Source organism: Gluconobacter roseus NBRC 3990 (genome assembly GCF_006538885.1).
Lineage (GTDB): Bacteria > Pseudomonadota > Alphaproteobacteria > Acetobacterales > Acetobacteraceae > Gluconobacter > Gluconobacter roseus.
Genome location: NZ_BJLY01000007.1, coordinates 1 through 11,844 on the forward strand (window position 1 = coordinate 1; position 11,844 = coordinate 11,844).

Sequence of the window (11,844 nt, forward strand, 5' to 3'; positions counted from 1 at the left end):
AACTTTAACGAACTCTCATCCAACGCCTCAGAGTCAAAGCTCAGGGCGTTTTTTGCGTTTTGGGTTCTTGTCATTCGGCCCGCGTTTAAAAGCGCAATCAGCTTACCCTCCAACTCAATCCTGTGCTCCGCCCGCTCTGCGTCCCAAGAGACGATAATGCGATCGATAAGGCTGCGCATGGCTTCAGACGATTCCAAGACTGTGTCAGGATGGGTTAGGCCACGTTGACAAAAGATCTATACGATCTGCCTGAGATCTGCTTCACTTCCTGGCTGTGGGATAACGGGCAGAGAGAACAGGCGTGGCACGAGGCGATCTGACGGATCAGGACTGGGCGATGATTGGTCCGCTTCTGCCGCCTGAGCGTGGACGTTGGGCACGTCCATCTGGAGACAATCGCCAGTTTCTCAATGGTATGCTGCATGTTCTACGAACGGGTTGCCCCTGGCGGGACATGCATGAACGCTACGGCAAGTGGAACTCGGTCTATGTCCGGTTCCGGCGTTGGGCTGAACAGGGTGTCTGGGATGCTCTTTTACAGACCCTGGTAGATCTGGGGCTGACTGATAACTGGCAGCATAGGATCGACAGCACCGTAATCCGCGCCCATTCACAGGCCACTGGGGCAAAAGGGGGGCTTATTCGGAGGCTTCTGGTCGGTCACGCGGCGGCTTTACGGGCAAAATCCATGCCCGATGTGACAATCAGGGACGCCCTCTCGGCTTTGTCCTTACCGGAGGCCAGGTCTCGGATTACAAAGCCATAGACGCCCTGATGAAGCTACCTGCCCCGAACCCCAAAGCCATGCTGGCCGACCGGGGCTATGACAGTGACAGTTTCTGCCAGGAGCTGCTGGTCCACGGGATCCTGCCGGTCATTCCATCACGCAAAGGCCGCAGCGCTCCACAGAAAACAGACTGGCGGCGTTACAGGGACCGCAACCGCATCGAGCGGATGTTCAACGAGCTCAAACAGATACGCCGCATCACAGCACGCTGTGACAAGACTGTCTTATCTTTCATGGGCGTCTTTAGTCTCGCCATCACAGAGCTCTGGATTAGGTCTTTATCAATGTGATCTAGTCTATATTCTGAATTAGAAACATTAAAAAATTTATTTTAAATAAATTTAATTCATTGATAATCAATGCAGAAAAAATAAAATTATAAATATATTTATTAATTTCTTATATTTATATTTCAAAGGCTTTGATTGGATACTTAAGAGTATCAAGAAGGCGATTGATAAGGCGCCTTTTGAGTGTTTCTTTCTCAAAAAGAAATCCAAGTTTCCTGCAAGGCACAGGATCTGGAAGTAAAACCTTTTTCAGGTAAAAGCCTTCCGGCCAAGGAAGAGCCCAGTCCGGGATCAGGGATACGCCAGTTCCTTGGTTGACAATAATCGTAATGGCATCGAGCGCATCCAGTTCCAACCGTTCATGAGGCCAGATTCCGGTACGTTTCAGATAGTCATCCGCCAGTCGTCCACCCCACTGGTTGCGATCATAACGTATGAAGGGATAGTTGCGCAGGATTTCATGCGGATCGGCCTCCGTTACATCGCCGGGAACCAGAACAATGAGTGGCTCTGAGCGCAGGGTTTCCCGGACATAGGTTTCCGGAATATCGAAGGGCGGCTCGACGATGAAGGCGGCATCAAGTGCCCCATCCAGAACGGCGTTGTAAAGCGCGGAGGATGATCCTGGCATAATGTGTAATTCGATTTCAGGAAAACATTCGAAAAAGCGCTTCAGATAAGGGGGAAGAAGGCCGTTTGCGACACTGGAAATGGCTCCTAGCCTGAGTTTGCCTACAGGGGTATCGCTTGTCGCAATCACGCAGAGTTCACGGACAGAAGTAATGATCTGGCGGCTCTGCTCGAGGATGGCCAGGCCATGTTCGGTCGGGCGCACATGCCGTCCGTTTCGCTGGACCAGGGAACAGCCGATTTCCTCTTCCAGTGTCCGAAGCCGCTGTGCCACGGTTGCGGGGGTTAGGTGCTGCTGGCGTGCGGCGGCTGCGATGGAGCCTTGTTCGACAACAATGAGCAGACTTTCAAGGAAGCGTGTGTCCATGAACGGTTATCCGGAATGGGGAAAGTGAGAACCTTCAAGCTTTCTTGAGGGTAAGGAATGGCTCCATGGTCTTGATGAGATGGGCGTGCGGTGATGCGTGCAGCCAGTGCAGGCCGATATGGCGCTGGGGTGGGGTACTGGAGACAGGAATCTTTCGCACCTTGAGGCCTTCCGGCCATGGGGGCAGCCAGTCCGGCAGCACGGAAATGCCAATGCCTTGACTGACCATCAGGGCGATGGCTTCCAGGGAGTCCAGTTCCAGTTGCTCCTTGGGGAAAATTCTGTTGTCCTTGAGGAACGTATCGGCGACGCGGCCACCCCACTGATTGCGATCGTAGCGTAGAAAAACATTGTTCTTGAGGATCTTCAAAGGGTCTGTTTCAGTGCAACTCTCCGGAACCAGAACCATCAGAGGTTCTGACAGAAGTCTTTTCCAGCCACATGTTTTGGGAATACCAAAAGGGGGCTCGACGATGATCGCGCAGTCCAATTGCCCTTCCAGAACCTCATGATACAGCTTGATCGACTGACCAGGTGTGACATGCAGGTCAATCTGCGGATACTCGACAAAGAATTTTTTCAGCATGAAGGGAAGAATGCCGGTCAGGGCTGTGGAAATGGCGCCGATTTTTAGTTCGCCTGCAAATTCTTCCTTAAAGGCGAGGGACCGCAATTCTTCGACACCTTTGATGAGCTGTCGGCTCTTCTCGATGATGGCAAGGCCCGCAGCGGTCGGTGTCACGGTCCTGCCGGCACGGATCAGCAGAGGCTGTCTGATCTGGTCTTCAAGAGCCTTGATGCGCTGCGAAACGGCTGCGGGGGTGAGTGAGAGCTGACGGGCAGCATCGGCAATGGAACCGCGTTCCACGATGGCGATGAAGCTTTCCAGAAAGCGTGTATCCAAGATGCGCTATCTCTCGTTTCTGATGTGAAAATGATGTCTTCAGACGTCATGGTATGGCAAGCGCCGGGATATCAGAACAGGATTTCGACTTCTTTTCAGCGAACTTCCTGAGGCGGAAAAGTATCCGCGGGAATGGGGCAGACATAAGGCGTACGAAGAAGGCGCTTCGCGTGCTCGTCCTGCGCTTCTTTCAGAACCTCCGGGGACTGAAATAATCGAATGGCAGTCATCGCCATAGCTTTGGCGACGTGGATCATTCCTTTGTGTGCGACATCGGAGACGCCCTGAGCGGTCATCTGCCATGAATGAAGGGGGGTCCCGATTGCGCAGGTTGCCCCTAGGGCCTGAACCGTCGGGACGGTCCAGCTGACATCTCCGACATCCGTGGAACCCAGGGAAAAGCGGCTACCGGCAGGCAGGACAAAGTCGGACAGAGGTTCATCACATACGGAGCGTCCCACCTGCCGAAGAGCGGATTCAATATCCTCGGCTGACAGGGTCTCCTGTATCCTTGCGGCGAAAACCTGATCTTCGGCACTGAAAGGTGGTGGTCCGAGTTGCTCGAAACTTTCCCGCATCACTTTTTCCAGGGGGGGCAGGGGAGCAGGTTTGCAACGCCCCCGGTTACGATGCTCTGAACCTGAGTGCCGCTCATCAGGGCTGCTCCCTGAGCGACCTGCCGCACCCGCTCGGCCAGTGCAAGCAATTCAGAAAGATCTTCTGCCCGAACGGAATACCGAACGGTCGTCTCCGCCTGTACGACATTCGGAGCCGCTCCCCCGGCATTGATATAAGCGTAATGGATGCGGGAGGTGGGAAGCATGTGCTCACGCAGATAGTTGACGCCCACGCTCATCAGTTCGATCGCATCTAGGGCTGACCGTCCCAGATGTGGCGCGGCCGCGGCGTGAGCCGAACGGCCGGTGAATGTGAAATCCATTCGGACGTTCGCCAAGGAAGATGGTGGGAGGACCCCGCAGAATGGAGATGGGTGCCATGAGATGGCAGCGTCCACTCCTTTGAATGCGCCCCCTCGGACCATAAAGCCTTTTCCCGCTCCGCCTTCCTCGGCTGGGCATCCATAATACCGGACACGGCCGGGGAGTTGCATGACAGCAAGCCAGTCTCGCACAGCGACGGCGGCCAGAAGGGAGGCAGCGCCTAGGAGGTTGTGCCCGCATCCATGACCGTTTTCTATCGTCGGAATATGATCGAAAGCGCCTGGCGCCGCCGCGAGACCGGGCAGGGCATCGTATTCCCCCAGAAAAGCAATGACCGGACCATCCTTCCCGCTTTCGCCCATTACGGCTGTCGAGATGCCTGCGACCTGGGGGGTGAGGACAAAGCCATGATCGGTCAGCATCCGGGTATGCAGCGCGCAGGACTGATGCTCGTCGTAACAGAGTTCTGGAACAGCCCATACACTATCGCTCAGGGCAATGGCCTCATCTGCCAAGGCGTCGACATGATCCCAGATATTTCCAGTGTTTCGTATCGGCATGGCGGCATTCCTGATGTTAGGCACGAATTCGGAATATTGCGATAAACGATCATTTACACAAAAAATTTCGCGGCACTTTCTAACAAAAAATCAGAAACAAAATGTTTTTTTCATCTTCTTTGAGTAATGCCCCCACTAATATCCTAGGATATCTGCGGATTTTTCTCAGAATAGCTGTCCGATAAGATAGTTTTGTTATCTTTTGAATCAAACACGAACAGCTATGTCCTGAAATCTAAATATGTTCTGAATATGAAACATAAGGTTTGCCGGTCTGCGGGATGATCGGTTTGTGAGCAGGAGTTCAGGATGATTATGGTTCGGGCTGAACGGCAGGGTTCTGTTGTGAGAAACGCATTCCGCGGCTTCCTGATGCTGTCCGTCTGTACGGGATGCCTTTCGATGGCGGGGGCTTATGCTGCTACTTCAAAAAACGACAAAAGCCGTCGGGCAGTCCCGTCCAGACATGCGGATGCGCATGTTGCTCCTGTGCATCATGCGGTGGCAAAGCAGGATCATCCCGAAGTCATCAGCGTCACGACGAAGCGTCGGGCGTTCGGTTTCGGCGCCGATCAGCATCGTGCCGGCAATATCACCAATCTGACCGCCGAAGACCTCGTGACGCATCATGTCACGACCGTGGAAGATATCCAGAATCTGGTGCCCAACCTTACGATCCAGACTGAGGGCGGCTCGAACGTTCCAGACTATTACCTGCGCGGCATCGGCATGCAGGACTACACCCAGAACAACATGTCTTCGGTCATGACCTATTTCGATGACGTACCGTACACCATCACGGCGATGAGTTCCGGCCAGATGTTCGATGTGGCGTCCGTCGGTGTCGAGCCAGGCCCGGTCGGCTTTGAGCATGGCATTGCCGATACGGGTGGCGAAGTCCGCATCACAACCAATGACCCGACCAAGACCCTTCATTACGGTGCATCGGAAGACATCGCGAGCTACGCGCGCAGCAAGACGAATTTCTATGTGTCCGCACCGATCACGGACCGGCTCCAGTTCCGCCTTGCCGGACAGATGCTGCAGGGTGGGGCTTTCCGCTACAACCGGGTCAATGGGGAATCGATCGGGCGTGCCAACGAGGGCGCGCTGCGCGGGAAGCTGGCTTGGCAGCCCGATGACAAGACGAACATCAAATTGACCGCCAACTGGTCCCAGGATTCTTCAGAAGCGCAGGCCGGTTTCGTCCTGTCTGACAGCAATAACATCCTCCCGCGCGATCAGGATATCTATGCGACGGGCTGGAATCTTAATCCCCAGTACGCCAAGCTTCTCGGGATCTCCCCTAACAGCAAACCGTCCTATAATGACATGCAGTGGGGCATCAATCTGAACGCCGACCGGGATCTGGGCTGGGCGCATCTGGCGACAATCTCCTCGTTCCAGCAGCAGCAGCGCCATGAATATATCGATCGTGACGCCGAAGCCTATCGTTCCGGTGACAGCTACCTGACGGGAAGCATGAATGTGTTCTCGCAGGAAGTGCGCCTTTCGGGCATGGCGCTCCACAATCGGCTCGAATGGGTGGCAGGCATGTATTACAATCGCGTACGTGCCTCGGGCGAGAACTGGTTCGATTATACGGACCGCGCCGGAAAGTATTATTTTCAGGACAGCACTCATGTGCAGCCACAGCAGAATTTCTCACAGTTCGTGAACCTGAAATATGCCCTGACGCCTAAACTTCACCTGATTTTCGGTCTGGAGCATCAGAGTGATGACCGTCAGTTCCTTGACGACGCGGTGTATCGCTACAATCCAGTAACGCTGGCAAAAACCTATAGTCAGGTTTTCGCCAACCACGGCGCCCTGACAAACCAATTCTCAGGTAAGGTCGGCATCAACTATCAGGTGCTGCAGAATGCGATGCTGTATGCTGATATCCGGCGCGGCGTGAAGCCGGGCGGCTTTACTGCCAACACTACGCTGACCGAGCAGCAGGCGGCAGGCTTCAAACCTGAATGGCTGATGGCTTATGAAGTCGGCTTCAAAAGTGAATTCTTCAATCACCGTCTGCGGATCAACGGCGCAGCGTTCTGGGATTCCTACCACGACCAGCAGTATTTCTCGTATATCCTGGTTCCTGGCTGGGGAACGGTCGGTTCCTATGTCAATGTACCCCGCTCGCACATTTTCGGCACGGAACTTTCGATCAGTGCCCATCCTTTCCGGGGCCTGACACTCTCGCAGAATGTGGGCTACCAGCGCGGAACTTATGATGACTTCCAGGTCCTGAACGTGCAGGCCGTGACCGCCTATTACGCCAAGACCGGACAGTACAGGTCGATAACCGACAGCTATAACGGGGCTGATATGGGCATCCCCAAGCTAACACTGAACGGAAGTATTTCCTACGAGACGAAACCAGTTTTCCGGAAATATACCGTCACGCTTCAGGGGGATTATTCATATCGTGGTGCACAAAATACTGTCCCGCGCGGCACCGGAACCTATCTGCTGCCGGCATACTTCCTCATGAATGGAAGCGTGACCTTCAAACCGGTCAAGGGACGCTGGGCTGTGACGGCTTATGCCACGAACATTCTCAACCGTGATTACATCGTCAGCCGTACGCTCGCGACAACGGTCAACATGGGCATTTCCGGACAGCCTAGATTTGTAGGTGGCCGTTTTTCCTATAACTTCTGATTCCGGAATATTCCGGAAATGCTTCAAGGCATCGGACCCTTTTTCTGCGAGAAGCATCCTGTGTCGTGGGGGAGACGGTATTGATGAACGAGATACAGACCAGACTTTACCATCGCCTGAACTGGCGGATCATGTCGTGGATCATTGTGATCTACCTGATGGACAGTATCGACCGCACCAATCTGGGGTTTGCACGCAGCCATATCTCTCAGGACGTAGGACTGACCGCGGCACAGTTCGGGTTTGCAGCTGGGATTTTCTTTGTCGGTCTGGTCCTGTTCGAAATTCCGATCAGCCTCTGGTCATCGCGGGTGGGCGCGCCCAAAACATTTGCCAGAATCATGGTTCTGTGGGGCATGACATCGGCGGCGACCGGTTTCATTCATAGCCGCGACAGCTTTTATGTCCTGCGTTTTCTGCTGGGCGTGTTCGAAGCAGGATTTGCCCCGACCTGCACCTATTATCTGGCCCGCTGGTATCCCGAGAACCGGATGTCGGCCGTCATTTTCTGGCACCAGCTCTCACTGCCTCTGGCCGGGATCATTATCGGCCCGATCTCGGGACTGATTCTCTCCCATTTCGATCAGCTTGCCGGTTTGGCGGGATGGCGCTGGATGTTCCTTCTCGAAGGGCTTCCGTCCATCGTGCTCGGAGTCATCGTCGCTTTCGTGCTTCCTACAGCCCCAAAAGACGCTGCGTGGCTGTCGGCACAGGAACGCGAGACGATCGAGGCCTGGAGCGTCCGAAAGAATGTGCGCCACGTGGAATTTTCCGCTGTTATCCGTGATCCGGCGATTTATTTCCTGGGACTAGGCTTCTTCGCCCTCATGGCAGGAATGTACATGCTGAATTTCTGGCTGCCATCCATTATCCATGAGTCTGGCGTCCATTCGTCCGTGGCGGTCGGGTTCTACTCCTCGTTCCCTTATGTGATTTCCGTCGCCTCCATGGCGTACTGGAGTGCCCGGTCGGACAGGCTGAAAGAGCGGAGTTTTCATTGCTACGCTCCAGCAGTTCTGGCCAGCATGTGCTTTCTGCTGACCACTGTCATTCCAGACATCTTTGCTCTGAAGATGATTGTTCTGGCGGGGGCGACGGCCGGGATCTACGCGTCCTATGTTGTATTCTGGGCAATGGCCGCGAATGTCTTCCAGGGGAGCGCTGCCACCGGTGGATTTGCGCTGATCAACGCCATTGGTCTGTGGGGAGGCGTCATCAGCCCAATGGTCGTCGGAAAGCTGACCTCTCTCACAGGAACCCTGTCAGCCGGGATGGTGTGTATGGCCATCACGGTTACGGCTGGTGCCGTTATTCTGTGGTCCGTGACGCGCAAGATTACGCCCCCAGACAGCCCCTCTGTTCCTTCTGAAATTCTGTAACTGTAGTTGAAAGACCTGAATATGAAAGTCTGCCTCACGGGTGACAGCATTGTCCTGCGCCGGCTGAATACGGATATCGATCCGGTCTGCGCCCCGCTGTTTGACATGATCCGGGACTGCGACGCGTCCTTCACAAATCTTGAGATCATGCCGAGCGATTATCAGGGTGATCCCGCCCTTGATCATGGCGGATCTCATTTCAGCGCCCATCCCTGGATCCTGGACGAACTTCGCACTGCCGGTTTCGATCTGTTCGCGGCCGCCACCAATCACTGCCTTGATTACGGCATTTCTGGTCTTCGTATTGCGATTGAAGAGCTGAAAAGGCGCGAAATCCTGTATTCCGGTGTAGGGCTGACCCTCGAGGAAGCGCGTCGCCCGGCTTATTTCAGCCATCCTGCAGGCACAGTATCGATGCTCTCGTGCTGTTCGACATTCGCGCGCGGACAGGAAGCTGCGGATCAGACGCGTAGCATGCAGGGACGCCCCGGTCTCAATCCGCTGCATTTCAACACGACGTATCAGGTAAAGCCGGAAGAACTTTCGGTGCTGCAGAAGATTTCTGCAGGTCTTGGTCTGGAGAAAATCAAGCAGGAGCAGATCAAGCTCGGCTTCGGCTATCCCGCTCCGGAAGGGACGCTGACGCTGGACGGTACCCGCTTTGTCGAGGGCAGTGAAACCCGCATCACTAGCGCCCCGAATGCGCGGGATCTGGAGGAAATCGGACGCTGGGTCCGCGAAGCCCGGGTCGTCTCTGACGTGGTGATCGTCAGTGTTCATACCCATGAAGTCGGATATGACGCAGATGGAACCATCAGCTGGGAAAAACCGGGCGAATTCCTGGAGGCTTTTGCCCGTGATGCCATCGATCAGGGGGCTGACATCGTGGTCTGTCACGGTCAGCATCTTCTGAAGGGAATGGAAATCTACAAAGGCAAACCGATTTTCTACAGCCTTGGCAATTTCATCGGCCAGAATGAACTCGTCGATATGCTGCCGGAGGACTCCTATACCTTCTACAAGGTCAGCACGGATGTGACGCCGCATCAGGTCTATAAGACCCGGACCCTGAATGATACGAAGGGCTTCCCGGCAGACCGGCGTTTCTGGGAAACCCTCCTGCCGATCTGCGAGTTTGCCGACGATGGGACTTTGTCGTCCATGGAAATCCATCCCGTCTCACTTGGACTGGGCAAAAGCGCTCATACGCGCGGCCTGCCTTTTCTCGCTGAAGGGGAAGAAGGCGCAAGCATCCTGTCTCGCTTCGAGGCTCTCTGTGAGCCCTACGGCGTTCACTTCACGCGTGAAAAGGGAAAACTTGTCCTGAAACAGGACTGACATGCCGTTGCCTTTGCGGCGGGTCTCAAGAGATCAGCCGCAAAGGTAGTCTTTGCTTTCATCAGAAGACATATATTCATTCTATAATGCGCAAGTTTCTGCGTGTTATTTCATATATTCCTTCTTAATTTTTGGTGTAGAGATGCCTAATCCGTTTCATATTGCATTTCCGGTCGATGATCTTGACGCCGCTCGCGTCTTCTATGGCGAGGTTCTGGGGTGTCCGGAAGGACGCAGCACGAACAGCTGGATTGATTTTGACCTGTACGGCCATCAGATCGTGACCCATCTTGCTCCAGGCGCATGTCGCAAAGGGGACGCGGGAAGCGGGGCCGTGGACGGGCATAATGTGCCGATCCCCCATTTTGGCGTAGTACTGGACATGGACGACTGGAAAGCCCTCGCGGAGCGCGTTCGTCGTCATGGCATTACTTTCGGACTGCAGCCGCAGATCCGTTTTGAAGGGCTTCCCGGCGAACAGGCGACTATGTTCTTCTGTGACCCGGCAGGCAATGCGCTGGAATTCAAGGCGTTTGCCGATATGAAGCAGCTTTTTACCAAGCAGTAGGTCTCTTTCACCCGGTTCGAAAAGGAATTTCCGTGTCCAGTGCCGTGACATCTTCCAATATGGCTGCTGCCGCCCCTGTTCTTAACCCGGAACTGGCAAACCGGGTGTTTAATTGCCTGCATGATATCGGCTTTGACGGGTTGGGAATGACCCGTCCATCCTACGGCGAGGGTGAGAACAGGGCGCATGCCCTGTTTGAAGATATCGCCAAGGAGCACGGGTTGGAAATCCGCAGGGACTGGGCGTCAAACCTGTTCATTACCCTTCCCGGTCATAACCGTGATCTGCCTGAAGTCATGACCGGATCGCATGTGGATACAGTCCCGTGCGGTGGCAATTTTGATGGTGCTGCAGGGGCAGTCGCAGGACTTCTGATTCTGTGTGCCTGGGCCAGAGCCAAATTCCAGCCTGAGCGCAATACAACGCTGATCGTAACCCGGGCGGAAGAAAGCGTCTGGTTTCCGTTATCCTATCTGGGCAGTCGCACGGCTTTTGGTCTGCTGCCTGCAGAAGCCCTTGAGACACCGCGCAGTGATGACGGCGTGACACTGCGCGATCATATGCGGGCCTGTGGTGCGCATCCTGAACTGTGTGGCAGGGCGTCTGTCTTGGACCCGGCGAAAATCGACTGCTTCGTGGAACTTCATATCGAGCAGGGACCAGTGCTGCTGGAAGCGGATGTTCCCGTCGGGATCGTAACCGGAATCTGTGGCAGTACCCGGTATCGCTCTGCAGTCATTCACGGTCAGTATGCCCATTCCGGCGCAACACCGCGTCGCTTCCGCTCCGATGCCGTCATGGCTGGTGCAAGCATGATGATGGCGCTTCACGAGGACTGGAAAACGGTTGAAGCCGCCGATGAGGAGATGACCCTGACATTCGGTGTGTGCCAGACGGATCCGGCGCAGGCCAATTTTGCTGCCGTGCCGGGAAGACTTGAACTGGTCATCGATATCCGTTCGCGTGACGAAGCGCTGCTGGAGCGCATGAACGCACGGGTCATCGAGCAGGCTCGCCGGGTTGAAGCAGAGTTCTCGGTCCGCGTCGATTTAGGACCTCGGACACAAAGCACGCCGGCGATCATGGATGAAACGATTCAGGCGCAGGTGAAAGATCTGGCACTGGAAATGGGTATCCCAGCCGTTTCCATGGCCAGCGGGGCTGGACATGACGCAGCAACATTTGCGGGGCAGGGCGTCCCGACAGAAATGCTGTTTGTCCGAAACGAGAATGGCAGCCACAATCCCGACGAGAGCATGGAAATGGAAGACTTTCTTCTGGGAGCAGGTCTGCTGGAACGGCTGCTGCGCAGGCGTGCTTCCTCAAACGGATGATCATTAATCCTGAATGATGCGGATTGCCGCGGTATCATCTCGTCAGTTTTGTCCTGTGACTGTGGAAAGCGATAAC

At 54.9% G+C, this 11,844-nt stretch carries 8 protein-coding genes and 1 pseudogene; 6 read left to right on the forward strand and 3 right to left on the reverse strand.

Going from position 1 to position 11,844, the window contains the following annotated elements; all coding sequences use genetic code 11:
* Nucleotides 1–301 precede the first annotated feature (301 nt).
* Nucleotides 302–1,077, forward strand: a pseudogene (locus GRO01_RS13645) (IS5 family transposase).
* Nucleotides 1,078–1,192: 115 nt separating this feature from the next.
* Here GRO01_RS13645 and GRO01_RS12970 read toward each other — a convergent pair.
* The 3 genes from GRO01_RS12970 to GRO01_RS12980 form a co-directional block, all read right to left on the reverse strand.
* Nucleotides 1,193–2,074, reverse strand: a complete 882-nt coding sequence (locus GRO01_RS12970; RefSeq protein WP_062506989.1) for a LysR family transcriptional regulator — start codon at nucleotides 2,072–2,074, stop codon at nucleotides 1,193–1,195.
* A 34-nt stretch (nucleotides 2,075–2,108) separates the two neighbouring features.
* Entirely contained in the window at nucleotides 2,109–2,978 is an 870-nt protein-coding gene (locus GRO01_RS12975; RefSeq protein ID WP_062506990.1) for a LysR family transcriptional regulator, read from the reverse strand.
* 577 nt (nucleotides 2,979–3,555) lie between these two features.
* A complete protein-coding gene (locus tag GRO01_RS12980) occupies nucleotides 3,556–4,479 on the reverse strand; it encodes an amidohydrolase (RefSeq protein WP_306414172.1) in 924 nt (307 codons plus the stop codon).
* 345 nt (nucleotides 4,480–4,824) lie between these two features.
* Here GRO01_RS12980 and GRO01_RS12985 point away from each other — a divergent pair, with 345 nt between their 5' ends.
* From GRO01_RS12985 to GRO01_RS13005, 5 genes are all read left to right on the forward strand, one after another.
* Nucleotides 4,825–7,149, forward strand: a complete 2,325-nt coding sequence (locus tag GRO01_RS12985; RefSeq protein ID WP_167494599.1) for a TonB-dependent receptor — start codon at nucleotides 4,825–4,827, stop codon at nucleotides 7,147–7,149.
* An 83-nt stretch (nucleotides 7,150–7,232) separates the two neighbouring features.
* Nucleotides 7,233–8,528, forward strand: coding sequence for an MFS transporter (locus GRO01_RS12990; RefSeq protein WP_062506992.1), 1,296 nt, complete (start codon nucleotides 7,233–7,235; stop codon nucleotides 8,526–8,528).
* A 21-nt stretch (nucleotides 8,529–8,549) separates the two neighbouring features.
* Entirely contained in the window at nucleotides 8,550–9,866 is a 1,317-nt protein-coding gene (locus GRO01_RS12995) for a CapA family protein (protein ID WP_062506994.1), read from the forward strand.
* Between the two features lie 142 nt (nucleotides 9,867–10,008).
* Complete coding sequence (locus GRO01_RS13000; protein WP_062506995.1) at nucleotides 10,009–10,434, forward strand: VOC family protein; 426 nt, start codon at nucleotides 10,009–10,011, stop codon at nucleotides 10,432–10,434.
* Nucleotides 10,435–10,466: 32 nt separating this feature from the next.
* Nucleotides 10,467–11,768 (forward strand): Zn-dependent hydrolase, encoded by a 1,302-nt coding sequence (locus GRO01_RS13005; protein ID WP_231490011.1) that lies wholly within the window; start codon nucleotides 10,467–10,469, stop codon nucleotides 11,766–11,768.
* Nucleotides 11,769–11,844: the final 76 nt, after the last annotated feature.